Genomic DNA, 26,680 nt, shown 5'->3' with positions numbered 1-26,680 from the left:
GAACAAATTAAAAAACTGGCAACCCGTTAAGTATTTTGCAAGCTGAATAGTCACCGTGCGGATACATACGCTTAAGATTTATCCTGCAGCGCGGAGTAGCGGGTGTGTCATGTTCATCCCCACCTCGCTATACTGCTGATAACTGAAGGAGAAAGTAGCCACCGAGCGGAGGGGATATGCATCTTGAGCGCGTCGAAATAGTAGGCTTTCGCGGCATCAACCGGTTATCGTTGATGCTGGAGCAAAATAACGTGCTGATTGGCGAAAATGCATGGGGTAAATCCAGCCTGCTGGATGCCCTGACGCTGCTCCTGTCGCCGGAGTTCGATCTGTATCATTTTGTTCGGGAAGATTTTTGGTTTCCACCCGGGGATGTTCAGGGGCGCGAGCGTCATCTGCATATTATTCTGACCTTCCGTGAAAATGAACCGGGCCGCCATCGGGTCCGCCGCTATCGGCCGCTCAGCAATTGCTGGGTACCCTGCGACGATGGCTATCAGCGAGTGTTCTACCGCCTGGAGGGGGAGCTTGCCGATGATGATAGCGTGATGACTCTGCGCAGCTTTATTAACGGCGAAGGGGAAGCGCTGGAGCTTGAAGATATTGATGAGCTCGCTCGTCACCTGGTACGGCTGATGCCGGTGCTGCGCCTGCGCGATGCCCGTTTTATGCGGCGGATCCACAACGGTACCGTGCCGCATTCGCCGCAGATCGAAATTACCGCCCGCCAGCTCGATTTTCTCTCCCGCGAGTTGGTGCACCATCCGCAAAATTTAACCGACGGGCAAATCAGGCAGGGGCTGTCGGCCATGGTGCAGCTGTTGGAGCACTATTTTGCCGAGCAGAGCAGCGCGCAATCTCGTCACCGCCTGATGCGCCGCCATTCACATGATGAACAGCGCAGCTGGCGCTATCTGGACATCATCAACCGTATGATCGACAAACCCGGCGGCCGTAGCCATCGGGTGATTTTATTGGGGCTCTTTTCCACGTTGTTGCAGGCGAAAGGGACCGTCAGACTCGATCGCGATGCGCGGCCGCTGCTGTTAATTGAGGATCCGGAAACCCGACTGCACCCCATTATGCTATCCGTGGCCTGGCATTTGCTCAATTTGCTGCCGCTGCAGCGGGTGACGACGACGAACTCCGGCGAGCTGCTGTCGCTAACGCCCGTCGAGCATGTGTGCCGACTGGTGCGTGAATCGTCACGGGTGTCGGCCTGGCGACTGGGGCCTGGTGGAATGAATGCAGAAGACAGTCGACGCATCGCATTTCATATTCGTTTTAACCGCGCTTCATCGCTGTTTGCCCGCTGTTGGCTGCTGGTGGAAGGCGAGACGGAAACCTGGGTTATCAACGAACTGGCCCGCCAGTGCGGCCATCACTTTGATGCGGAAGGGGTGAAGGTGATCGAGTTTGCCCAGTCGGGTTTAAAACCGCTGATTAAGTTCGCCCGGCGAATGGGCATTGAGTGGCACGTGCTGGTGGATGGCGATGAAGCCGGGAAGAAATACGCCGCCACCGTTCGCAGTTTGTTGAATGACGATAAAATGCTGGAGCGAGACCATCTCACCGCGCTACCGGCGATGGATATGGAACATTTTATGTATCGTCAGGGATTCGATGATGTTTATCATCGGGTCGCGCAGCTGCCGATGAATATTCCTATGAATATGCGGCGGGTGATCACCAAAGCGATTCATCGCTCGTCTAAGCCTGACCTGGCGATTGAAGTGGCGATGGAGGCCGGACGTCGCGGCGTTGACGCCATTCCGACGCTGTTGAAAAAAATGTTTTCTCGCGTGCTATGGCTGGCGCGCGGGCGGGCGGATTAGCGGCGACCAACGTTTATATCTTCGTGCCGGGAGCGATTCCGGCGCGTCTGCATCTGCACGTCACTCAACCTCAGTTAAACAAAAATTAAGCGCAGCTAAAAATGAACGTTATTCTGTTACCGCATTTAGATAGAATTGACGCGGGTTCTGCGGATTAAAACATCAGGAATGGTTATGAAATTAAATGGAAAGCGCAGGAAAATTTGGTGGCTGCTGGCGATTGTCGTGCTGGCCCTCGCCGTCTGGGGATGGCGAATACTGAATGCGCCGCTACCGCAATATCAGACGCTGGTGGTGCGTAAAGGGGACCTGCAGCAGAGCGTGCTGGCGACCGGTAAGCTGGATGCGTTAAAAAAAGTGGATGTCGGGGCGCAGGTGAGCGGACAGCTCAAAACGCTGCGCGTCGAGATTGGCGACAAAGTGAAAAAAGACCAGCTGCTGGGGGTTATTGACCCGGAGCAGGCGGAAAACCAGATTAAGGAAGTTGAAGCGACGCTGATGGAGCTGCGGGCGCAGCTCAACCAGGCGCGCGCGGAGCGTAAACTCTCTGCGGCGACTTTAGCTCGCCAGCAGCAGCTGGCGCAGCGTCAGCTGGTCTCCCGGCAGGACCTGGACACTGCAGCGACCGACCTGGCGGTGAAAGAGGCGCAAATCGGCACGATTGAAGCGCAGGTCAAACGCAATCAGGCCACCCTGGATACGGCTAAAACCAACCTCGACTACACCAAAATTCTGGCGCCGATGTCCGGGGAAGTGACGCAAATCACCACCCTGCAGGGGCAGACGGTGATTGCCGCCCAGCAGGCGCCGAATATTTTGACCCTGGCCGATCTCAGCACCATGCTGGTGAAGGCGCAGGTTTCGGAAGCGGACGTCATCCATCTCAAGCCGGGGCAAAAGGCCTGGTTTACGGTGTTGGGCGATCCGCTGACGCGCTATGAAGGGACGCTGAAGGATATTCTACCGACGCCTGAAAAGGTTAACGACGCCATCTTCTACTACGCCCGCTTTGAGGTACCGAACCCGCAGGGCATCCTGCGCCTGGAGATGACCGCCCAGGTGCATATTCAGCTTTCGGAAGTCAAAAACGTCATCACCATCCCGCTGAGCGCGCTGGGGGAGGCCATCGGCGATAACCGCTATCACGTGCGTCTGCTACGTACCGGTGAAGTTAAAGAGCGTGAAATCGTTATCGGTGCGCGGAATGACACCGATGTGGCGGTGGTGAAAGGGCTGGAAGAGGGGGATGAAGTCATTATCGGCGAAGGTGCGGCCGGAGCAGCGAAATGACGGCGTTACTTGAACTGCGTGATATTCGCCGCAGCTACCCCTCCGGCGATGGCAACGTTGAGGTGCTGAAAGGTATTACGTTGAGCATTGCCGCCGGCGAGATGGTGGCTATTGTCGGGGCCTCCGGCTCAGGGAAATCCACGCTGATGAATATTCTCGGCTGTCTGGATAAACCCACCAGCGGCACCTATCGGGTTGCCGGAACCGACGTGGCACGTCTCAACGGCGATGAGCTGGCGCGACTGCGGCGGGAACATTTCGGTTTTATTTTTCAGCGCTATCATCTGCTATCGCATCTCACCGCGGCGCAGAACGTGGAAGTGCCGGCGGTCTATGCCGGAGCGGAGCGCAAAGCGCGGCTGGCCCGCGCCCATGAGCTGCTGGTACGACTGGGGCTTGGCGACCGGGCAGAATATCAACCTTCACAGCTCTCCGGCGGCCAACAGCAGCGGGTGAGTATCGCCCGCGCCCTGATGAACGGCGGGGAAGTGATTCTGGCGGATGAGCCTACCGGTGCGCTGGACAGCCGCTCCGGCGAAGAGGTCATGGGGATCCTTCACCAGCTGAAAGCGCAGGGACATACGGTCATTATCGTCACCCATGACCCGCAGGTGGCGGCTCAGGCTGAGCGGGTCATTGAGATACACGACGGTGAGATCGTGCGTAACCCGCCCGCGTTGAGCTCCGCGCAAGGCGGCGCGCTGCGCCAGCGCACGGCGGCCGAACCGTCGGCATGGCGTCAGTTCAGTAGCGGTTTTCGCGAGGCGCTGGTCATGGCCTGGCGCGCCATGGCGGCGAATAAAATGCGCACGCTGCTGACGATGCTCGGGATAATTATCGGCATTGCATCGGTGGTGTCGATTGTGGTGGTGGGCGATGCCGCGAAGCAAATGGTGCTGGCCGATATCCGCGCCATCGGCACCAATACCATTGATGTTTATCCCGGTAAGGATTTCGGCGATGACGATCCCCGCTATCAGCAGTCGCTGAAGTACGACGATCTGCTTGCTATTCAGAAACAGCCCTGGGTCAGCTCGGCGACCCCTGCGGTCTCCAAAAGCCTGCGTCTGCGGGCGGATAATATCGACGTTGCCGCTAGCGCTGAGGGCGTGGGGGCGCAGTACTTTAACGTTTACGGTATGACTTTTAGCGAAGGCAACACCTTCAACGAACTCCAGCTAAATAGCCGCGCGCAGGTGGTGGTGCTCGATAGCAACGCGCGTCGTCAGCTATTTCCGCACAAAGCGCGGGTCGTTGGCGAAGTGATTCTTGTCAGCAACATGCCCGCGACGGTCATCGGCGTTGCCGATGAAAAACAGTCGATGTTTGGCAGCAGCAAAATTCTGCGCGTCTGGTTACCCTATACCACGATGGCCGGCCGGGTTATGGGGCAGTCGTGGCTGAACTCCATCACCGTCCGGGTCAATGAAGGTTACGACAGCGCGCTTGCCGAGCAGCAGCTGTTACGTCTCCTGGAACTGCGCCACGGTAAGAAAGATGTTTTCACCTGGAATATGGACAGCATCTTGAAAACGGCGGAACGGACCACACATACACTACAGCTGTTTCTGACCCTGGTGGCGGTGATTGCGCTGGTGGTTGGCGGGATTGGCGTGATGAATATTATGCTGGTCTCCGTTACCGAACGCACGCGAGAGATCGGTATCCGTATGGCTGTCGGGGCGCGGGCCAGCGACGTACTGCAGCAGTTTTTGATTGAGGCGGTGCTGGTTTGCCTGGTCGGCGGGGCGCTGGGCGTGACGCTTTCGTTGCTGATTGCCTTCGTGCTGCAGCTGTTTTTGCCCGGCTGGGAAATCGGCTTTTCGCCGCTGGCGCTGCTGACCGCATTTTTATGCTCGACGCTGACCGGAGTGTTGTTTGGCTGGCTCCCGGCGCGCAATGCGGCTCGTCTGGACCCGGTCGACGCCCTGGCACGGGAGTAGCGATAAAAAAATGCCAGTCAGAAGGACTGGCATTTTACTGGCGGGATGTACACAATGAAGCAAAAGAGTTATGCGGCTGTTTCTGTTTCTTCCGCTTCAACAGGGACGATCACGCTGGCGTGATTACCTTTTGGCCCCTGGTGAACATCAAACCGAACCGCTTGTCCGGCTTTTAGCGTTCTGTAACCATCCATCTGGATGGTCGAGTAATGGGCGAAAATGTCTTCGCCGCCGCCCTCAGGGCAGATAAAACCGAACCCTTTGGCATTGTTGAACCACTTAACAGTACCCATTTCCATACTTCGACATCCTTCGTAAATCTTATAAGTAAGATGGAATGAACCGGTAGTGGAGTGACGAGTTGTTCATTTGCTCGCCAACTCTCGCCACTACAATTTAGAGAAATCAGGAAATGCGTCAAGCGATTGACGACCGGGAACGGTGAAAAATGCGTCAAAATTTGAAGCAGTTAACGCTATTGCCGGGGAATGTGACAGACATCGCGGATGGAAGTAATAGATGATAATTATCTATGATCTATTGTAGATTTGTGATGTGCATAGCCTCTGGTCATCGACAGGCCACCGCCTGTTGGCAACAGCAACCGATGATGAACACTGACGATGAGTAAGAGAGACTGGTTGGACTTCGATCAGCTAATCGAGGACGAAGTTAAAGATGCGCTAAAACCGCCATCTATGTATAAAGTGATATTAGTCAATGATGACTACACTCCAATGGAGTTTGTTATTGACGTGTTACAAAAATTCTTTTCTTATGATGTTGAACGTGCAACGCAACTGATGCTGACGGTTCACTATCAAGGTAAAGCGATTTGCGGGGTGTTTACCGCTGAAGTCGCGGAAACCAAAGTATCGATGGTGAACCAATACGCGAGGGAGAACGAACATCCGTTGTTGTGTACGCTAGAAAAAGCCTGAATGCAGGCAATAAACTTGGGGGAGGTGCCTATGCTCAATCAAGAACTGGAACTCAGTTTAAACATGGCTTTCGCCAGAGCGCGCGAGCACCGTCATGAGTTCATGACCGTCGAGCACTTGTTGCTGGCGCTGCTTAGCAACCCTTCGGCCCGCGAAGCGCTTGAAGCGTGTTCAGTGGACCTGGTCGCGCTGCGTCAGGAACTTGAAGCCTTCATCGAACAGACCACACCCGTACTGCCTGCAACGGAAGAAGAGCGCGACACTCAGCCGACGCTGAGCTTCCAGCGCGTGCTGCAACGTGCTGTTTTCCACGTCCAGTCATCCGGTCGCAGCGAAGTGACCGGCGCCAACGTTCTGGTTGCGATTTTCAGCGAACAGGAGTCTCAGGCGGCATACCTGCTGCGTAAACATGAAGTCAGCCGACTTGATGTGGTGAACTTCATCTCTCACGGTACGCGCAAAGACGAGCCGAGCCAGTCTTCCGATAACAGCGGAAGCCAGCCTGGCAGCAGTGAAGAGCAAGCAGGCGGGGAGGATCGTATGGAAAACTTCACCACCAACCTCAACCAGCTTGCCCGCGTAGGCGGTATCGATCCGCTGATCGGCCGCGAGAAAGAGCTGGAACGTGCTATTCAGGTTCTGTGCCGCCGTCGCAAGAACAACCCGCTGCTGGTGGGGGAATCCGGCGTCGGTAAGACCGCAATTGCCGAAGGTCTCGCCTGGCGTATCGTGCAGGGCGACGTACCGGAAGTGATGGCCGACTGCACTATCTATTCACTGGATATTGGCTCGCTGCTGGCAGGTACTAAATACCGCGGCGATTTTGAAAAACGCTTTAAAGCGCTGCTTAAGCAGCTGGAGCAGGATACCAACAGTATTCTGTTCATTGATGAGATCCACACTATCATTGGTGCGGGCGCGGCTTCCGGCGGGCAGGTCGATGCCGCTAACCTGATTAAGCCGCTGCTTTCCAGCGGTAAAATCCGGGTTATCGGTTCGACGACCTACCAGGAGTTCAGCAACATCTTTGAAAAAGATCGTGCGCTGGCGCGTCGTTTCCAGAAAATTGATATCACCGAACCTTCCGTGGAAGAGACGGTGCAGATTATTAACGGTCTGAAGCCGAAGTATGAAGCGCACCACGACGTGCGTTACACCGCGAAAGCGGTACGTGCGGCGGTGGAACTGGCGGTGAAATACATTAACGATCGTCATCTGCCGGATAAGGCGATTGACGTGATTGACGAAGCCGGCGCGCGCGCGCGCTTGATGCCGGTGAGCAAACGTAAGAAAACGGTCAACGTGGCGGATATTGAGTCCGTGGTGGCGCGAATTGCGCGTATTCCTGAGAAGAGCGTTTCCCGCAGCGACCGCGATACGCTGAAAAACCTTGGCGATCGCCTGAAAATGCTGGTCTTTGGCCAGGATAAAGCGATTGAGGCCTTAACCGAAGCGATCAAGATGGCGCGCGCCGGGCTTGGCCATGAGCACAAACCTGTCGGCTCTTTCCTGTTTGCCGGGCCTACCGGGGTGGGTAAAACCGAGGTTACTGTACAGCTGGCGAAGTCGCTGGGTATTGAGCTGCTGCGTTTTGATATGTCCGAATATATGGAACGTCATACCGTCAGCCGCTTAATTGGTGCGCCTCCGGGATACGTCGGTTTCGATCAGGGCGGGCTGCTGACCGATGCGGTTATTAAGCATCCGCACGCGGTACTGCTGCTCGATGAAATTGAAAAAGCGCATCCGGACGTCTTTAACCTGCTGTTGCAGGTAATGGATAACGGTACGCTGACAGATAACAACGGCCGCAAAGCGGATTTCCGCAACGTGGTGCTGGTGATGACCACCAACGCCGGCGTGCGTGAAACCGAGCGTAAATCGATTGGCCTTATCCATCAGGACAACAGTCCGGATGCGATGGATGAGATCAAAAAGATCTTTACGCCGGAGTTCCGTAACCGCCTCGACAACATTATCTGGTTCGATCACCTGTCCACGACGGTTATCCACCAGGTAGTGGATAAGTTTATCGTTGAGCTGCAGGTCCAGCTGGATCAGAAAGGCGTCTCTTTGGAAGTAAGCCAGGAAGCCCGCGATTGGCTGGCCGAGAAAGGCTACGACCGGGCCATGGGCGCGCGTCCGATGGCGAGGGTGATTCAGGACAACCTGAAAAAACCGCTGGCCAACGAGCTGCTGTTTGGCTCACTGGTTGACGGTGGTCAGGTGATCGTTGAGCTGGACAAAGAGAAAAACGCGCTGACCTACGCCTTCCAGAGTGCGCAAAAGCACAAACCGGAAGCGGCACATTAAGTCGCTTGCGTGAAACGTCAAAACCGGCCTCAGGGCCGGTTTTTTTATGCCTCTCTTCTGAATCCTTTTATTCGTTTTTTTAACATGTTGATTTTAAATAAAAAAAACCGGTTAAAAAAAATATGGCAGAGGAGGTTTATTATTTAATTTCAATAATAACAATATGATGGGGTGCGGTTTGCCCAGTTCACTGCCATAAAGGCAGCATTCCATCCTTAAATTTCCTGACTTACCGCATAGTCACTCAGCATTTTCACAAAACGCTCAACGGACCACTCTTTGATATCCGATACCTGGCCGTCACCCATCTCGACGAGCCTCAAAGCACCAGCTTCATCATTGATAACATCTATAGAGTAAAAAGGGCTGTTTATACGTGCGGCGATTTCGCTAACCCTGGCAGGAATATCGCCGTTTGCGGCATGAACTTTGCCATCGAGAACAAAGAATCGCCTTTCGCTGGATGTATCAAATTTCTCCACGCGTCTCAGGCAAACTCCTCCTTCAATTTCACCGCGAAACTGTTTAAGCAATGTGATGATTTCATCAATTTCTTGCGCATTGCGAGCGATTGAGCCGCGGGAGGTTGTGAGCGACTTTACATAGTCCTTCACAAAATAAGCAGGCCAACCATATTCCTTAGTGAGGGCAGCAAAGTCAGCATCTTCGCTAGTCACGATGGTTTCTGGCGTGAGATCCCGACAACTTTCATACCAGCCCGGCAAATGGTGGCATTGAAGATATTGCTGGCATGACGTTAATAAGCGAGCGCCTCGCTTTTCCACCGCTCGGGATAAACTTTCGTACTCATCCGGGTGCAGCATCCATCCGCGCCACAGTACCGGCATATTGGCTGAAAAACTGGATGAAAAGCGGTAGTCGCCCAGCGCCGCAGCCTCTGATGAAAGTAACAGGCAGGTAATACTGCTTTGGCAGGCATAAGTGTACTCAGCTAAAAACATCTCGTCAGGTTGTGACGGATGAAGCATATCGTTGGGATAGATAATTTGCAGGGCGCTCATTTGGGTATCCTTTCTCGCCAGGACAATCCAGCTATTATTTTACGGGCGCAGAGACAGGGCCGTCAAAGCCGAAGAGGGAAGCGGCGTGAGAATGAAAGAAATGAAAAGACCGGGAATTATCCCGGCCTTCAGCATCTGGCGCGTTAAGCGCGAAAACGATCAGCGACTACGGAAGACAATGCGGCCTTTGCTCAGGTCGTACGGGGTCAGCTCAACAGTCACTTTGTCGCCCGTCAGAATGCGGATGTAGTTTTTACGCATTTTACCGGAAATATGCGCAGTTACCACGTGACCGTTTTCCAGTTCTACGCGGAACATAGTGTTAGGCAGCGTATCAAGTACGGTGCCCTGCATTTCAATATTGTCTTCTTTGGCCATCTAGTCCTCTGGGGTATCACTACCGTAGTTTTGAACCGGCAAGATAATGCCGAAGTTCAGCAAGTATGTAAAGTTTTACGTCAAATCGCCGAAGTAGTTTTGGCGCATTGCCCGTAATTCACGCGGATAAACCGGGCGACAGGCGCAAACGTAAAGGGGGAGTGACAGAACGATGGGCGTTATCTGACTCTTATTATTCCCAAACGGCGGCGGGGCAACGGGCAGAAGCTACTCTACCGCGCAATTATAACATCCCGACAAAAAATGTGCTGAAAACATTTATGCTTCTCCTGCAAATAGCACCCTTGGCACCCAGAACCGCTCCGGCAGACGATACGTCCGCAGTACGGAGAGATAGTCGAGATAATCGCGGCGAGGAATTTCTACTGCGCCCAACGAAGCCGTATGCTTGTTTAGCACCTGGCAATCGATTAATTTTCCACCATCGTGCATAAACGCCTGGCTAAAGACCAACAGTGCGGTTTTGGAGGCATTTTCGGCTCGGCTGAACATTGATTCTCCGCAAAACAGCGCCCCCTGCGCAACGCCGTACATGCCACCCACTAATTCCTCTCCCTGCCACACTTCAACAGAATGAGCGTGCCCCAGCTCATGTAGCTGATGGTATGCCTGAACAATACCCTGCGTTATCCATGTTCCTTCATCACGATGATCGGCGCAGCCTTCAATAACCTGACCGAAGGCGTGATTCAACGTTACGCGATACGGGGAGCGCTGATGAAAACGCTTCATACTGCGGCTGAGATGGAATTTCTCCGGCCACAGTACCGCTCGCGGGTCGGGGGACCACCAGAGAATTGGGTCACCGGGCGAAAACCATGGAAAAATACCGCGCTGATAGGCCATCAGTAACCGCGCCGGGCTAAGATCGCCGCCCAGCGCTAACAGACCATTAGGTTCGCGCAAAGCGCCTTCCGGGGAGGGGAAGGCGATGGAATGATGAGAGAGCTGAACCAGCCGCATTTTTACCTCAACGCATCAGGCAATGATTCAATAGTAGCCTACAGACGCTGCTTAAACTGGTAGTAACGCCCCTGTTCAGCCAGCAATTCTGCGTGACTACCTTGCTCAATAATCTTTCCGTTGTCCATGACTATTATCTGATTAAACCGCGCCAGCCCGCGCAGACGATGAGTTACCATCAGCACGGTTTTTTCACGCATAACTTCAGCAAGTAAATCAAGTATTTGGCTTTCGGTCGTCGCATCAAGGCCTTCAGTAGGTTCGTCCAGCAGCATCAGCGGCGCATCGTGAAGCAGGGCGCGAGCGATAGCCAGCCTGCGCAGCTCGCCGCCGGAAAGCTGACGACCACCTTCTCCCAGCCAGCTATTCAGGCCGCTATCTTCCAGCAACCTGGCTAAACCGACGCGTTCAAGCGTTTCTGCAAGCCGGGCATCGCTGGCCCCCGGGGAAGCCAGCAGCAGGTTGTCGCGCAGGGTCGCGCTGAACAGATGTACGCGCTGTGGCACGACGCTCATCGCCTGGCGCAACGTCGCTTCGTTAAGCTGCGTCAGCGGCTGATCATTGAGTAATATCTCTCCCTCCGCCGGATCCCAGGCACGGGTCAGCAGCTGTAACAGCGTCGATTTACCGCAGCCTGTTCGTCCCAGGATGGCGATATGCTCTCCGGCCTCGATCTGCAATGAAATTTTCTCCAGCGCAGGGGAGGGCTGCTGCGGATAGCTGAAGGTAACCTGATTTAAGCTTAACGAAACGCGATCCAGCTTTTGGTTTTCGCCCTGAGTGAAGGCGACTTCCGGCTCTTGTTCGGTAATTTGCGTAATGCGCTTTGCGGAAGCGATCACCTGCCCCAGATGCTGAAATGCGCCGGTTACCGGCGCCAGCGCTTCAAACGCCGCCAGCGCGCAGAAGACAAACAACGCGATCAGCGCGCCCGGTTGAGTATCGCCGCCAACGCCTGCGGAGGCGAGCCACAGCATAGTAATAACCGCCACTCCGCCAATCAGCAGCATCAGCGCCTGGGAGAGGGCCGTCAGTTCCGCCTGGCGACGCTGCGCATCCAGCCAATGCGCTTCGGTTTTTTCCATTTGCTGCCGGTAACGATCGCTGGCTTTGAACAGCATCAGCTCCGCCTGCCCCTGCAGCCATGAGGTCAACTGCTGGCGGTACTGCCCGCGGAAATGAGTCATGCTTTCACCGGCGGGCTTACCGGCGCGATAGAACAGCAGCGGCATCACCAGCAGGGTAAGTAGCATAATACCGCCCAGGGTCAGAGCCAGAGTAACGTCCAGTACGCTCAGCCCCACGGTGACGACGAGAATTACCACCAGCGCGCCTACCAGCGGCGATATGACGCGCAGATAGAGATGATCCAGGGTATCGACATCTGCAACCACCCGGTTAAGCAGTTCGCCCTGACGAAAACGCGCCAGCCCGGCGGGGGAGAGCGGTAGCAGTTTGCTGAAGGTAAATACCCGCAGATGCTGCAGGACGCGAAAGGTTGCGTCATGGCTGACCAGACGCTCAAAATAACGGCCAGCGGTGCGAATGATCGCCGCGCCGCGTACGCCCGCGGCTGGCAACATATAGTTAAAGCTGTAGATGCCCGCTACGCCAACAACGGCCGATGCCGACAGGAACCAGCCGGATAACGTTAATAAGCCAATGCTGGCCAGCAGCGTAACGATCGCCAGCACGATACCGAGCAGCAGCAGCCATTTGTGTCGTTTGTACAGCGCCAGGTAAGGCCATAATGCGCGCATTTAAATCTCCTCCTGACGATGAGCAAGCAGGGTTGCAAAAGGGCCGCCTGCGGTCGCCAGTTGCGAATAACTGCCTTGTTCAACAATTTGACCATCCTGCATCACCCAGATTGCATCCCAGTTCGCAAGGCCTTCCAGCTGGTGGGTAACCATTAGCGTGGTTTGCTGCGTTGATGCATTGGTCAGCGCCTGCATCACGCGCTGCTCACTATGGGCATCCAGGCTGGCTGCGGGTTCGTCCAGCAGCAGCAGGCGGCAGGGTACCAACAGCGCCCGCGCGACGGCGACACGCTGAGCCTGCCCGACCGACAGGCGACCGGCCTGATCGCCGACAGGCGTGTTAATACCCTGCGGCAGAAGGGAGAGGAACTCGCTGACCCACGCTTTATCCAGCGCAAGCTGTAGCTGTGCTTCGGTGGCATCAGGGCATGACAGCAGGACGTTGTCACGCAGCGTTGCCGCCGGCAGTTGCGGATTTTGCCCTACCCAGCTCAGGAGACGGCGCCAGCGGTCGGCATCCAGACTCTTCAACTCAACGCCATTGACCTTGAGCGAGCCCTCATAGGGAAGAAAACCCGTTAGCGTATTCAATAGCGAGCTTTTACCGGAGCCGCTTTGCCCAACCAGCACCACGCGCTCGCCAGCGCGTAGGGAAAAATTCAGCGGCCCGGCCAGCACTTTACCCTCAGGGGATTTGATCAGCAGGTCGCGGGCTTCGATGCTAATCATTTCATTATCGCTTAATACTTTTTCCCCACGTTCTGGCTGCGCCAGCGGCGTTTCCATAAAGGTCTTCAGGCTATCTGCGGCGCCAATAGCCTGCGCTTTCGCATGATAAAAGGTGCCTAAATCGCGCAGCGGCTGGAAAAACTCGGGGGCCAGAATCAGCGCGAGGAAACCGGCCATCAACGTCACACCGGCGCCGTAGTGGCCAAAGTTGAGCTCTCCCAGATAGGAAAAGCCAAAGTAAACGGCTACCAGCGCAATCGAGAGCGAGGTGAAAAATTCCAGCACGCCGGAGGAGAGAAACGCCAGACGCAGCACTTCCATTGTTCGCTGACGGAAATCCTGAGAAGCCTCGCGTATGTTTTCCGTCTCTGCTTGACCGCGATGAAAAATTCTCAGCGTCTCCATACCGCGCAGGCGGTCGAGAAAATGGCCGCTTAAGCGCGCCAGAGCGAGAAAGTTACGTCGGTTGGCATCGGCCGCTCCCATGCCAACCAGCGCCATAAACAGAGGAATAAGCGGCGCTGTGCCCAACAGAATCAGCGCTGCGGCCCAGTTGATGGGGAAAATAGTGATGACGATCAGTAAGGGAATGCTGGCCGCCAGCGTCATCTGCGGTAAATAGCGAGCATAGTAGTCATGCATATCGTCGATCTGCTCAAGGATCAGCGTGGCCCAGCTACCCGCGGGTTTCCCCTGTATCCAGGCAGGCCCCGCCTGCTGTAAGCGATCCAGAACCTGGCGGCGAATCTCAACGCGGATATGCTGGCCCGCCTGAAAACCCACTCTTTCACGCAGCCAGACAACCCAGGCGCGCAGCACAAAGACCAGCACCAGTAACACAAAAGGCAGCAGCAGCGCCGTGGCGGGAATATTTTCCATAATCATGCGATGAAGGATCCGCGCCAGGAACCAGGCCTGAGCAACGATGAGCAGGCCGCTAACGACGCCCAGGAGACGGGAAATCATCAACCAGCGACGGGAGATAATGCTTTGATCTTTTAACCAACGGGTTAACTCTTGTTGACGGGTTTTATTCATTGCGCGCTTAGCAGGTGTAGTTATGAGTTTTTTGGGCACGGCAATGTTACAACGGGGCAAAAATAAAGGCGACTTTTCGTCGCCTTCTTTACCTTTGTTACTGACTTGTAAAGATTATTTGCAAGCGTCGGCTAAACCATCCAGATAACGCTCTGCATCCAGCGCAGCCATACAGCCTGTTCCGGCAGAGGTAATCGCCTGACGATAGATATGGTCCATCACGTCACCCGCAGCGAAGACGCCAGGAATGCTGGTCTGGGTGGCGTTGCCGTGGATGCCGGACTGAACTTTAATGTAGCCGTTTTCCAGCTCCAGTTGACCGGCAAAAATCGCCGTGTTCGGGCTATGCCCGATAGCAACGAACAGCCCGGCAACGTCCAGGGATTCAACATTGTCAGCATTCTGCGTATCGCGCAAGCGCAGGCCGCTCACGCCCATCTGATCGCCGGTTACTTCTTCGAGGGTGCGGTTGGTATGCAGCACGATGTTGCCGCTTTCCACTTTATCCATCAGGCGTTTGATGAGGATTTTTTCCGCGCGGAAGCCGTCACGACGGTGGATCAGATGGACTTCGGAAGCGATGTTGGACAGATACAGCGCCTCTTCAACAGCCGTATTGCCGCCGCCGATGACGGCGACTTTCTGGTTACGATAGAAGAAACCGTCGCAGGTGGCGCAGGCAGAAACGCCGCGGCCTTTAAATGCCTCTTCTGATGGAAGCCCCAGATAACGCGCTGATGCGCCGGTGGCGATAATCAGGGCGTCACAGGTGTATTCACCGCTGTCGCCAGTCAGGCGGAACGGACGGTTTTGTAGATTGACGCTGTTGATATGATCGAAAATAATTTCGGTCTCAAACTTGGTGGCATGTTCGTGCATGCGCTCCATCAGCAGCGGTCCGGTCAGATCGTTAGGATCGCCTGGCCAGTTTTCCACTTCAGTGGTGGTGGTCAGCTGACCGCCTTTTTCCATTCCGGTAATCAGTACCGGCTGCAGATTTGCGCGCGCTGCGTAGACCGCAGCGGTATATCCCGCAGGTCCAGAACCAAGAATAAGCAGTTTACTGTGTTTGGCCGTGCCCATGAGATCCTCGTAATTTATTAGCATACATGCGCTGGATTGTAGGGAATTTGTGGACGTAAAAAAAGAGCGTGGCAGTTTTGTTAACGATATGTGTAATAGAAGCTGCCGATTAATTGGCGATTTAACGAACGAAGAATATAACTAATTCTACTGTCAGGGGGACAATTATAAGAGGAAAACATGAGAATCAACGGGGGAGGATAATGAATATCTGGCATCTTGTACTAAAAATCGATGTTTTGCTTTGACAATCCCCTGTGCTTTTGCGAAAACATTCATGGAAGAAGAAAAGCAGTGTTTAGCGTGTGGCGAATTTTAATGCACGCAAATGCCATTTTTATCCGGGTTAGCGAAATCTACGCATGGTGTGGACAGACGCCATGCGTGATGTCGGTGACTGCCGTCAGGCAACGGGCTTCTCACGTACCCCTGGGTTACCCATCGTCGTAAGGGTAATGACAGGATGGACTCTGGCAGTGAAGGCTCAGAGTCGGAACAGGAGTAGGGAAGGAATACAGAGAGACAATAATAATGGTAGATAGCAAGAAGCGCCCTGGCAAAGATCTCGACCGCATTGATCGTAATATTTTGAATGAATTGCAAAAAGACGGGCGTATTTCCAACGTCGAGCTTTCTAAACGGGTGGGACTTTCTCCGACGCCTTGCCTTGAGCGCGTGCGTCGACTGGAAAGACAGGGTTTTATTCAGGGCTATACAGCGCTGCTCAACCCGCATTATCTGGATGCATCACTTCTGGTATTTGTTGAGATTACTCTGAATCGTGGCGCGCCGGATGTGTTTGAGCAATTTAACTCCGCTGTGCAAAAACTTGAAGAAATTCAAGAGTGTCATCTGGTTTCCGGGGATTTCGATTACCTGTTGAAAACCCGCGTGCCGGATATGTCTGCGTATCGTAAACTACTGGGCGAGACCTTGCTGCGCCTGCCGGGCGTAAACGACACCCGTACCTATGTGGTAATGGAAGAAGTCAAGCAAAGTAATCGTCTGGTAATTAAGACGCGCTAACACGGAACAGGTGCAAAATCGACGTAGTTTGATTACACTCCTGTTAATCCATACAGCAACAGTGCCGGGGAGACCCGGCACTGTTGTCCGTTTTAGCTGAAGGCAGGAAACAGCCTGATACCTGGAGAGCCTTTCTTGAGCCAGGAATACACCGAAGACAAAGAAGTCAAGTTCACAAAGCTGAGTAGCGGGCGCCGTCTCCTTGAGGCATTACTCATTCTTTGCTCCCTTTTTGCCATCTGGTTGATGGCGGCCTTACTCAGCTTTAATCCCTCGGATCCTAGCTGGTCGCAAACGGCGTGGCACGAGCCTATTCATAACATAGGCGGTACGCCCGGAGCATGGCTAGCCGATACGCTATTTTTCATTTTTGGCGTAATGGCTTACACCATTCCGGTCATTATTATCGGCGGCTGCTGGTTTGCCTGGCGTCATCAGGAAAACGACGAGTACATCGATTATTTCGCCGTCTCGCTGCGTTTGATCGGTGCGCTGGCGCTGATTCTCACGTCCTGTGGGCTGGCGGCTATCAACGCTGATGATATCTGGTACTTTGCCTCCGGTGGGGTGATCGGCAGTCTGCTGAGCACCACCCTGCAACCTCTGCTGCACAGCAGCGGCGGCACAATCGCGCTGCTCTGCATCTGGGCGGCCGGATTGACGTTGTTTACCGGCTGGTCCTGGGTCAGCATTGCCGAAAAAATCGGCGGTGTGATTCTCTCTGTTCTCACGTTTGCCAGCAACCGTACCCGTCGTGACGACACCTGGGTTGATGAAGGGGAATATGAAGATGATGAAGAAGAATATGAAGATGATGAACCCGCCAGGCCGCAGGGTTCTCGACGCGCGCGGATTCTACGCAGCGCCTTAGCCCGCCGCCAGCGCCTGGCCGAAAAATTCGCTAACCCGATGGGGCGTAAAACTGATGCCGCTCTGTTCTCCGGTAAGCGGATGGATGATGCGGAAGATGAGATTCAGTATAGCGCCAGCGGTGCGCCTGTTGCCGCTGATGATGTGCTCTTTTCTGGTTCCAGCGCAGCGCGTCCGGCCAATGCCGATGACGTTCTGTTCTCCGGAGTCAGCGCGGCACGCCCTGGCGATTTTGACCCATACGATCCGCTGTTGAACGGCCATAGCATTGCCGATCCGGTAGCAGTGGCCGCGCAGGATACCGCTGCTCCGCAGGCATGGTCTGAACCGCTGCCAGGGTACGACGCTCAGCCAGTCTATCAGCCCGAACCAGTGACACCGCCGCAGCACGCGTACCAGCCGCAGCCGTCTCCGGTGCAGCAGCCAGCTTATCAGCCGGAACCGTTCTTGCAGCCACAGCACGTGTATCAGCCGGAGCAGGCTCCGGTGCAGCAGCCAGCTTATCAGCCGGAACCGATCGCGCAGCCGCAGCATGCGTACCAGCCGGAACAGGCTCCGGTGCAGCAGCCAGCTTATCAGCCGGAACCGGCATGGCAGCCGCAGCACGCGTACCAGCCGGAGCAGGCTCCGGCGCAGCAGCCAGCTTATCATCCGGAACCGGCATGGCAGCCGCAGAACGCGTACCAGCCGGAGCAGGCTCCAGTGCAGCAGCCAGCTTATCAGCCGGAACCGGCATGGCAGCCGCAGCATGCGTACCAGCCGGAGCAGGCTCCAGTGCAGCAGCCCGATCCCTATGCTGCCCCCGTTGAGCCTGAGCCTCCGCAAGAGGAGGTGAAGCCTCAGCGTCCGCCGATGTATTACTTTGAAGAAGTAGAAGAGAAACGCGCGCGTGAACGCGAGCAGCTTGCCGCCTGGTATCAGCCGATTCCTGAACCCGTCAGTCCGTTGGCGACAAAACCCATCACGCCTCCGTCTTCACCGGCGGGAGATGTTGCCGCCGTGAGCGCACTGGCGGCCGGGGTCCATCAGGCAACGGGGGCGGCTGCAGCTAGCGCCGCCGCGACCTCAACCGCTTCTGCCGCATCCGGCGCTGCGCCGTTATTTAGTCCGGCTTCGGGCGGTCCTCGCGCGCAGGTAAAAGAAGGCATTGGCCCGAAATTGCCTCGTCCAAATCGCGTACGGGTTCCCACCCGCCGGGAACTTGCCTCCTACGGGATCAAGCTGCCTTCCCAGCGGTTAGCCGAAGAGCGCGCGCGTCAGGCTGAGCATCAGCACTATGATGATTCGCTGTCTGACGAGGAAGTTGCAGAGCTCGAGCAGGGAGAGCTGGCGCGTCAGTTCGCCGCCGCGCAAAATCAGCGCTATGGTGATAGCTACGCCGCCGAAGATGAAACTGCAGATGACGATTCCGCTGCTGAAGCCGAGCTGGCTCGTCAGTTTGCCGCGTCTCAACAGCAGCGCTACGCAAGCGAGCAGCCGCCGGGATCTCATCCGTTCTCTGCGGCTGACTATGAATTCTCGCCAATGAAAACGTTAGTTGACGATGCGCCGAGCGAGCCTGTCTTCACGCCATTGCCGGAAGTGCAGCAGCCTGCTCCGCAGTATCAGCAGCCGGTCCAGCATTCGCAGCCCGTGCCGCAGCCGATGCCGCATCAGCACGCCCCTCAGCAACCGCAAAATGTGCAGCACCAGGCTTATCAATCTGCGCAGCATCAGCCGGCTCAACATCCGCAGATGCCGCAGCAGGCTGCTGGCAGCTATCCGCAGCAGCATGCTTCTCAGGGGCACGCCCCGCAGCAGCCGGCTCCACAGCCGCAGGAGAGTCTCATTCATCCGTTGTTGATGCGCAATGGCGACAGTCGCCCGTTGCAGAAGCCGACGACGCTGCTGCCGTCTCTTGACCTACTTACGCCGCCCCCGGCTGAAGTTGAGCCGATTGATACCTTTGCGCTTGAGCAGATGGCGCGTCTGGTTGAAGCTCGTCTGGCCGATTTCCGCATTAAAGCCGACGTGGTGAACTACTCACCGGGCCCGGTAATCACTCGCTTTGAGCTTAACCTGGCGCCGGGTGTGAAAGCAGCGCGTATTTCCAACCTGTCGCGAGATTTGGCCCGTTCCCTGTCCACAGCGGCGGTGCGCGTAGTTGAAGTTATTCCGGGTAAGCCTTACGTTGGCCTGGAGCTGCCTAATAAAAAACGGCAAACCGTTTACCTGCGCGAAGTGCTCGATAACGCCAAATTCCGCGACAATCCTTCACCGCTCACCGTGGTCCTCGGCAAAGACATCGCGGGCGAACCCGTAACCGCCGACCTGGCGAAGATGCCGCACCTGCTGGTGGCTGGTACTACCGGTTCCGGTAAGTCTGTTGGGGTCAACGCCATGATCCTGAGCATGCTTTACAAAGCGCAGCCGGAAGATGTGAAATTCATCATGATTGACCCGAAAATGCTCGAGCTGTCGGTTTATGAAGGCATACCGCATCTGTTGACCGAGGTGGTGACGGATATGAAAGACGCCGCCAACGCTTTGCGCTGGAGCGTTAACGAGATGGAGCGTCGGTATAAGCTGATGTCTGCGCTGGGCGTGCGTAATCTGGCGGGTTACAACGAGAAAATTGCCGAAGCCGCGCGTATGGGACGGCCAATTCCGGATCCGTACTGGAAGCCTGGCGACAGTATGGATGCAACCCATCCGGTACTGAAAAAAGAGCCTTATATCGTGGTGCTGGTCGATGAATTTGCCGACCTGATGATGACCGTTGGTAAGAAAGTGGAAGAGCTGATCGCCCGTCTGGCGCAGAAAGCGCGCGCCGCGGGTATCCACCTGGTACTGGCAACTCAGCGCCCTTCGGTTGACGTGATTACCGGCCTCATCAAAGCCAACATCCCGACGCGTATCGCCTTTACCGTCTCGAGTAAAATTGACTCGCGTACCATCCTCGATCAGGGCGGTGCGGAATCTCTGCTGGGGATGGGCGATATGCTCTACTCCGCGCCTAACTCGACGATTCCGGTGCGCGTGCACGGCGCTTTTGTGCGCGACGAGGAAGTTCACGCTGTCGTTCAGGACTGGAAAGCGCGCGGTCGTCCGCAGTATGTCGATGGCATCACCTCCGACAGCGAAAGCGAAGGCGGCGGCGGTGGCTACGATGGCGGGGAAGAGCTCGATCCGCTATTCGATCAGGCCGTGAATTTTGTGACGGAAAAACGCAAAGCCTCCATTTCTGGGGTACAGCGTCAGTTCCGCATTGGCTATAACCGCGCCGCGCGTATTATTGAGCAAATGGAAGCCCAGGGTATTGTGAGCGAGCAGGGTCATAACGGTAACCGTGAAGTGCTGGCTCCGCCGCCCTTCGAGTAACCGCTAAGCTGGGTAAATAAGTGAAAATCAGCCTTTTCTGCTGTTTAGCCGCCGTTAGCGGGTCTAAATTTGGCAGAAGAGGCTCCCGCGTCGGGAGTGACGCACATAAAGGAATGATAATGAAAAAACTCGCAATCACCTGTGCATTACTGTCCGGTCTGGTTGTCAGCCAGGTATGGGCGGATGCCGCCAGCGATTTAAAAAGCCGCCTTGATAAAGTGAGCAGCTTCCACTCCAGTTTTACGCAGAAGGTCACCGACGGCAGCGGTAATGCCGTTCAGGACGGGCAGGGTGATCTCTGGGTCAAGCGGCCAAATCTGTTCAACTGGCACATGACTCAGCCAGATGAAAGCGTGCTGGTTTCTGATGGCAAAACGCTATGGTTTTACAATCCGTTTGTTGAGCAGGCCACCGCCACCTGGTTAAAAGACGCGACCAGCAATACGCCGTTTATGCTGATTGCCCGTAATCAGGCCAGCGACTGGCAAAACTATAACATTAAGCAGAACGGTGACGATTTTGTTCTGACTCCGAAAAACGGCAGCGGTAATCTTAAGCAGTTCACCATCAACGTGGGTCGTGACGGTACGATTCATCAATTCAGCGCCGTGGAACAGGACGATCAACGCAGCAGCTATCAGCTGAAATCGCAACAAAATGGTGCCGTGGATGCATCTAAGTTCACCTTTACGCCGCCGCAAGGGGTTACGGTGGACGATCAACGTAAATAGAGGCGAACGTGAGCAACCTGTCGCTCGATTTTTCCGATAACGCGTTTCAACCTCTGGCCGCCCGTATGCGGCCAGAAAATTTAGCGCAGTACATTGGCCAGCAGCACCTGCTGGCGCCGGGTAAACCCTTACCGAGGGCGATTGAAGCCGGGCACCTGCACTCGATGATCCTCTGGGGGCCGCCGGGGACGGGAAAAACCACCCTCGCTGAGGTCATTGCGCGCTACGCCAGCGCCGATGTTGAACGTATTTCAGCGGTTACCTCCGGAGTGAAAGAGATCCGCGAGGCCATTGAACGCGCGCGTCAAAACCGCAATGCGGGTCGCCGCACGATCCTGTTTGTCGATGAGGTCCATCGGTTTAATAAAAGCCAGCAGGATGCCTTTTTGCCGCATATCGAAGATGGAACTATCACCTTTATCGGCGCGACGACGGAAAACCCTTCCTTTGAGCTCAATTCTGCACTGTTATCCCGCGCGCGCGTCTATCTGCTGAAGTCGCTGACCAGCGACGATATCGAGCAGGTGCTTAATCAGGCCATGAGCGACAAAACGCGCGGCTACGGTGGGCAAAATATTGTACTACCGGACGAGACGCGCAAGGCCATCGCTGACCTCGTCAACGGTGATGCGCGCCGGGCGCTGAATACGCTGGAAATGATGGCCGATATGGCTGAAACCGACGCCTCTGGCAATCGCGTGTTGCAGGTTGAACTGCTGACCGAAATTGCCGGCGAGCGCAGCGCGCGTTTCGACAACAAAGGCGATCGCTTTTACGATTTAATCTCCGCGCTGCATAAATCGGTCCGCGGAAGCGCGCCGGATGCCGCCCTCTACTGGTACGCGCGGATTATTACCGCCGGTGGCGATCCCCTCTACGTTGCCCGCCGCTGCCTGGCGATTGCCTCTGAAGATGTAGGCAATGCCGATCCGCGCGCGATGCAGGTTGCGATCTCCGCCTGGGACTGCTTTACCCGCGTCGGACCGGCGGAAGGTGAACGCGCCATTGCTCAGGCCATTGTTTATCTTGCCTGTGCGCCCAAAAGCAACGCTGTTTACACCGCCTTTAAAGCGGCAATGGCCGACGCGCGCGAACGTCCCGATTACGACGTCCCGGTACATTTGCGCAATGCCCCCACGAAGCTGATGAAAGAGATGGGCTACGGGCAGGCGTACCGCTATGCACATGATGAACCTAATGCTTATGCCGCCGGAGAGCAGTACTTCCCGGAGGAAATGGCGCAAACGCGCTATTATCAGCCGACAAACCGGGGGCTGGAGGGCAAAATAGGCGAAAAGCTCGCCTGGTTAACCGAACAGGATCAAAATAGCCCGATAAAACGCTACCGATAATTGAGGCGTTGCGGTAAGGTTGTCACACTATTTCCGTGGTCGCGCTCTGCGGCCATTTTTCTTTATTAATTCGATAAGCACAGGATAAGCATGCTCGATCCCAATCTGCTGCGTACCGAGCCAGACGCAGTCGCAGAAAAACTGGCACGCCGGGGCTTTAAGCTGGATGTAGATAAACTTCGCGCTCTGGAAGAGCGTCGTAAAGTTCTGCAGGTTCAAACTGAAAACCTGCAGGCGGAGCGTAACTCCCGATCGAAATCCATTGGCCAGGCGAAAGCGCGCGGGGAAGATATTGAGCCATTACGCCTGGAAGTGAACAAGCTCGGTGAGCAGCTTGATGCCGCTAAGACCGAGCTGGACGCGCTGCTGGCGGAAATCCGCGATATTGCGCTGGCTATTCCAAACATCCCGCATGATGACGTACCGGCCGGTCGCGATGAAAACGATAACGTTGAAGTCAGCCGCTGGGGGACCCCGCGCGAGTTCGATTTTGACATTCGCGATCACGTCACGCTGGGCGAAATGCACGGAGGGCTGGATTTTGCCGCCGCCGTGAAGCTGACCGGTTCTCGTTTTGTGGTCATGAAGGGCCAGCTGGCACGCCTGCACCGCGCGCTGGCGCAGTTTATGCTGGATCTGCATACTGAACAGCACGGTTACAGCGAAAACTATGTTCCGTATCTGGTTAACCAGGACACGCTGTACGGCACTGGTCAGCTACCAAAATTTGCCGGCGACCTGTTCCATACCCGTCCACTGGAAGAAGAAGCCGACAGCAGCAACTATGCGCTGATCCCAACGGCGGAAGTCCCGCTGACCAACCTGGTTCGCGATGAAATCATTGATGAAGACGATCTGCCGATCAAAATGACCGCCCATACGCCGTGCTTCCGCTCTGAGGCGGGCTCTTACGGCCGTGATACCCGTGGTCTGATCCGCATGCACCAGTTCGACAAAGTTGAGATGGTGCAGATTGTGCGTCCGGAAGATTCCATGGCCGCGCTGGAAGAGATGACCGGTCACGCCGAGAAAGTGCTGCAGCTGCTGGGTCTGCCGTATCGTAAAGTGGCTCTGTGCACTGGCGACATGGGCTTCAGCGCGTGCAAAACCTACGATCTGGAAGTGTGGGTACCGGCGCAGAATACCTATCGTGAAATCTCTTCCTGCTCCAACGTGTGGGATTTCCAGGCGCGTCGTATGCAGGCGCGCTGCCGCAGCAAGTCTGACAAGAAAACTCGCCTCGTACACACGCTGAACGGTTCTGGCCTGGCGGTTGGGCGTACGCTGGTCGCGGTGATGGAAAACTATCAGCAGGCGGATGGCCGCATTGAAATTCCGGAAGTGCTGCGTCCGTATATGCGCGGCCTTGAATTTATCGGCTGATTTTTCGACTCTTTTCTCAAAAGCGCCTGCGGGCGCTTTTTTTTTACCCCCTTCTTGATACCGGGCAATAATCGACTTCGCGAATACGCAGATACTCCCTTTGGATTAACCAGCATAAAAAACTAATAAAGTCTAATTTCGTTATATATCAAACTATATAGCGGCTTTAAGTTAATTGTGAGCAACCAAAGCGAGTATCTATGAAAACCAAAACCCCCGATGCTTTACTGGCTGCCGAGGTGAGCCGGCGTGGTTTAATGAAAACCACGGCGATTGGCGGGCTGGCAATGGCCAGCAGCGCTTTTACCTTACCCTTCACGCGCATTGCCCACGCTGCGGATAGCCTGACTCCCACCAGCGAAACCGTTACCTGGAGCGCCTGTACGGTTAACTGCGGTAGCCGCTGTCCGCTGCGGATGCATGTGGTCGATGGTGAGATCAAATATGTTGAAACAGACAATACCGGCGATGATAGCTACGACGGCCTGCATCAGGTTCGCGCCTGTCTGCGTGGCCGCTCGATGCGTCGACGCGTCTACAACCCGGACCGCCTGAAATATCCGATGAAGCGCGTGGGCAAGCGCGGCGAGGGCAAATTCGAGCGCATCAGCTGGGAAGAAGCGTTTGATACTATCGCCAGCAATATGCAGCGCCTGATAAAAGAGTACGGTAATGAGTCTATCTATCTGAACTATGGAACGGGTACCCTCGGCGGAACTTTGACTCGCTCATGGCCACCGGGAAAAACCCTAATTGCCCGCCTGATGAACTGCTGCGGCGGCTATCTCAACCATTATGGCGACTACTCCACCGCGCAAATTGCCGCTGGCCTGAACTATACCTACGGTGGCTGGGCCGATGGCAATAGCCCGTCGGATATCGAAAACAGTAAGCTGGTCGTATTGTTTGGCAACAACCCCGGGGAAACCCGAATGAGCGGCGGCGGGGTAACCTATTACCTGGAACAGGCGCGGGAGAAATCCAACGCCAGGCTGATTATTATCGATCCACGCTATACCGACACCGGTGCCGGACGCGAAGACGAGTGGATCCCGATTCGCCCGGGAACCGACGCCGCGCTGGTCTCCGCGCTGGCGTGGGTGATGATTACGGAAGACCTCGTTGATCAACCTTTCCTCGATAAGTACTGCGTAGGCTATGACGAGAAAACGCTGCCGGAAGGAGCGCCAGCCAATGGCCACTATAAGGCCTATATTCTCGGTCAGGGCAAAGACGGTATCGCGAAGACTCCTGAGTGGGCGGCGACAATTACCGGCATTCCCCAGGCGCGTATCGTGCAGCTGGCGCGCGAAATCGCCAGCGCTAAACCTGCCTATATTTCTCAGGGCTGGGGCCCGCAGCGTCATGCCAACGGTGAGCTGGTATCCCGTGCAATTTCAATGCTGGCGATCTTAACCGGTAACGTCGGGATTAACGGCGGCAACACCGGCGCGCGTGAAGGTTCTTACTCCCTGCCTTTTGAACGCATGCCGACGCTGGATAATCCGGTGGAAACCAGTATTTCCATGTTTATGTGGACCGATGCGATTGAGCGCGGTACGGAAATGACCGCGCTGCGCGACGGCGTGCGCGGCAAAGATAAGCTTGACGTCCCTATCAAAATGGTCTGGAACTATGCTGGTAACTGTCTTATCAACCAGCACTCAGAAATCAACCGTACCCATGACATCCTGCAGGATGACAAGAAGTGCGAAATGATTGTGGTCATTGATTGCCATATGACCTCCTCAGCAAAATATGCCGATATTCTGCTGCCGGACTGTACGGCCTCGGAGCAGATGGATTTTGCGCTGGATGCTTCCTGCGGCAACATGTCCTACGTGATTTTTGCCGACCAGGCCATCAAGCCGCGCTTTGAGTGCAAAACCATTTATGAAATGACCAGCGAACTGGCGAAGCGCATGGGCGTTGAGCAACGCTTCACCGAAGGTCGCACGCAGGAAGAGTGGCTGCGTCATCTCTATGAGCAATCCCGTAAAGCGATCCCGGCACTGCTGCCGTTTGATGAATTCCGTAAGCAGGGAATCTTCAAGCAGCGCGATCCGGAAGGTCACCACGTTGCCTATAAAGCCTTCCGTGAAGATCCCGCCGCCAATCCGTTAACGACGCCGTCAGGGAAAATTGAAATTTACTCTGCGCAGCTGGCGGAAATTGCGGCGACCTGGGAGCTTAAAGAACAGGATGTCATCGACCCGCTACCGATCTACAGCCCTGGGTTTGAAAACTATGACGATCCGCTGGCTGAAAAGTATCCGCTGCAGCTCACCGGTTTTCACTATAAAGCCCGTACGCACTCCACTTACGGCAACGTTGACGTGCTGAAAGCGGCTTGCCGTCAGGAGATGTGGATCAACCCGCTGGATGCGCAGAAGCGCGGCATCGCTAATGGCGATCGGATCCGCATCTTTAACGATCGTGGTGAAGTCCATATCGAAGCCAAAGTGACCCCGAGAATGATACCTGGCGTGGTCGCGCTGGGTGAGGGGGCCTGGTATAACCCGGACGCAGGCCGCGTGGATCAGGCTGGCAGCATCAACGTGCTGACCACCCAACGCCCGTCGCCGCTGGCGAAAGGCAATCCATCGCATACCAACCTCGTCCAGGTTGAAAAGCTGTAAGGA

At 55.4% G+C, this 26,680-nt stretch carries 18 protein-coding genes; 11 read left to right on the top strand and 7 right to left on the bottom strand.

Translation table 11 applies throughout. The annotated features are described in order from the left end of the window. Positions 1 to 176: 176 nt before the first annotated feature. The 3 genes from ABLV11_RS11560 to macB all read left to right on the top strand — a co-directional run bounded on the left by ABLV11_RS11560 (position 177) and on the right by macB (position 5,068). The gene (locus tag ABLV11_RS11560; protein WP_004111853.1) at positions 177 to 1,835 is read left to right on the top strand and encodes an ATP-dependent endonuclease; all 1,659 of its coding nucleotides are present in this window, start codon (positions 177 to 179) and stop codon (positions 1,833 to 1,835) included. A 174-nt stretch (positions 1,836 to 2,009) separates the two neighbouring features. Beyond that, positions 2,010 to 3,125, top strand: coding sequence for a macrolide transporter subunit MacA (gene macA / locus ABLV11_RS11555; protein WP_004100624.1), 1,116 nt, complete (start codon positions 2,010 to 2,012; stop codon positions 3,123 to 3,125). Beyond that, positions 3,122 to 5,068 (top strand): macrolide ABC transporter ATP-binding protein/permease MacB, encoded by a 1,947-nt coding sequence (gene macB, locus ABLV11_RS11550; RefSeq protein WP_126488865.1) that lies wholly within the window; start codon positions 3,122 to 3,124, stop codon positions 5,066 to 5,068. Before macA ends, macB begins: the two co-directional genes overlap by 4 nt. A 68-nt stretch (positions 5,069 to 5,136) precedes the next feature. On the opposite strand, the gene cspD is transcribed toward macB, so the two are convergent. Next, on the bottom strand, positions 5,137 to 5,367 hold the full coding sequence (cspD, locus tag ABLV11_RS11545) for a cold shock-like protein CspD (RefSeq protein WP_004100627.1): 231 nt from the start codon (positions 5,365 to 5,367) through the stop codon (positions 5,137 to 5,139). Positions 5,368 to 5,691: 324 nt separating this feature from the next. On the opposite strand from cspD, the gene clpS reads away from it, so the two are divergent. Then, entirely contained in the window at positions 5,692 to 6,009 is a 318-nt protein-coding gene (clpS, locus tag ABLV11_RS11540; RefSeq protein ID WP_004100628.1) for an ATP-dependent Clp protease adapter ClpS, read from the top strand. Positions 6,010 to 6,039: 30 nt separating this feature from the next. Then, complete coding sequence (gene clpA / locus ABLV11_RS11535; RefSeq protein ID WP_004100629.1) at positions 6,040 to 8,322, top strand: ATP-dependent Clp protease ATP-binding subunit ClpA; 2,283 nt, start codon at positions 6,040 to 6,042, stop codon at positions 8,320 to 8,322. 215 nt (positions 8,323 to 8,537) lie between these two features. On the opposite strand, the gene ABLV11_RS11530 is transcribed toward clpA, so the two are convergent. The 6 genes from ABLV11_RS11530 to trxB form a co-directional block, all read right to left on the bottom strand. Next, complete coding sequence (locus ABLV11_RS11530) at positions 8,538 to 9,344, bottom strand: ATP-grasp domain-containing protein (protein ID WP_004100630.1); 807 nt, start codon at positions 9,342 to 9,344, stop codon at positions 8,538 to 8,540. Positions 9,345 to 9,503: 159 nt separating this feature from the next. After that, entirely contained in the window at positions 9,504 to 9,722 is a 219-nt protein-coding gene (infA, locus tag ABLV11_RS11525; RefSeq protein ID WP_002211347.1) for a translation initiation factor IF-1, read from the bottom strand. Positions 9,723 to 10,001: 279 nt separating this feature from the next. Beyond that, positions 10,002 to 10,706, bottom strand: coding sequence for a leucyl/phenylalanyl-tRNA--protein transferase (aat, locus tag ABLV11_RS11520; RefSeq protein ID WP_004111858.1), 705 nt, complete (start codon positions 10,704 to 10,706; stop codon positions 10,002 to 10,004). Between the two features lie 38 nt (positions 10,707 to 10,744). Continuing rightward, positions 10,745 to 12,466, bottom strand: coding sequence for a cysteine/glutathione ABC transporter ATP-binding protein/permease CydC (gene cydC, locus ABLV11_RS11515; RefSeq protein WP_348855316.1), 1,722 nt, complete (start codon positions 12,464 to 12,466; stop codon positions 10,745 to 10,747). Next, positions 12,467 to 14,233 carry a cysteine/glutathione ABC transporter permease/ATP-binding protein CydD gene (gene cydD, locus ABLV11_RS11510; protein ID WP_126488867.1) on the bottom strand — a complete coding sequence of 589 codons (1,767 nt, stop codon included), beginning with the start codon at positions 14,231 to 14,233 and terminating at the stop codon, positions 12,467 to 12,469. Positions 14,234 to 14,347: 114 nt separating this feature from the next. Beyond that, positions 14,348 to 15,316, bottom strand: a complete 969-nt coding sequence (gene trxB / locus ABLV11_RS11505; RefSeq protein WP_032727990.1) for a thioredoxin-disulfide reductase — start codon at positions 15,314 to 15,316, stop codon at positions 14,348 to 14,350. Positions 15,317 to 15,847: 531 nt separating this feature from the next. Between trxB and lrp the strand changes: the two genes are divergently transcribed. The 6 genes from lrp to dmsA all read left to right on the top strand — a co-directional run bounded on the left by lrp (position 15,848) and on the right by dmsA (position 26,677). Beyond that, a complete protein-coding gene (gene lrp / locus ABLV11_RS11500) occupies positions 15,848 to 16,342 on the top strand; it encodes a leucine-responsive transcriptional regulator Lrp (protein ID WP_002439523.1) in 495 nt (164 codons plus the stop codon). A gap of 135 nt (positions 16,343 to 16,477) precedes the next feature. Further along, positions 16,478 to 20,572 carry a DNA translocase FtsK gene (gene ftsK, locus ABLV11_RS11495; protein WP_348855315.1) on the top strand — a complete coding sequence of 1,365 codons (4,095 nt, stop codon included), beginning with the start codon at positions 16,478 to 16,480 and terminating at the stop codon, positions 20,570 to 20,572. A gap of 119 nt (positions 20,573 to 20,691) precedes the next feature. Further along, complete coding sequence (gene lolA / locus ABLV11_RS11490; RefSeq protein WP_004100642.1) at positions 20,692 to 21,303, top strand: outer membrane lipoprotein chaperone LolA; 612 nt, start codon at positions 20,692 to 20,694, stop codon at positions 21,301 to 21,303. A gap of 8 nt (positions 21,304 to 21,311) precedes the next feature. Beyond that, entirely contained in the window at positions 21,312 to 22,655 is a 1,344-nt protein-coding gene (gene rarA, locus ABLV11_RS11485; RefSeq protein WP_004100647.1) for a replication-associated recombination protein RarA, read from the top strand. 90 nt (positions 22,656 to 22,745) lie between these two features. Further along, entirely contained in the window at positions 22,746 to 24,038 is a 1,293-nt protein-coding gene (serS, locus tag ABLV11_RS11480; protein WP_004111863.1) for a serine--tRNA ligase, read from the top strand. 200 nt (positions 24,039 to 24,238) lie between these two features. Continuing rightward, complete coding sequence (gene dmsA, locus ABLV11_RS11475) at positions 24,239 to 26,677, top strand: dimethylsulfoxide reductase subunit A (RefSeq protein WP_023320647.1); 2,439 nt, start codon at positions 24,239 to 24,241, stop codon at positions 26,675 to 26,677. The last annotated feature ends 3 nt before the right edge of the window (positions 26,678 to 26,680 follow it).

The sequence above is a fragment of the Klebsiella sp. GW_Kp181 genome, assembly GCF_040062315.1.
GTDB lineage: Bacteria > Pseudomonadota > Gammaproteobacteria > Enterobacterales > Enterobacteriaceae > Klebsiella > Klebsiella oxytoca.
This window is presented reverse-complemented; position numbering and strand designations above follow the sequence as displayed.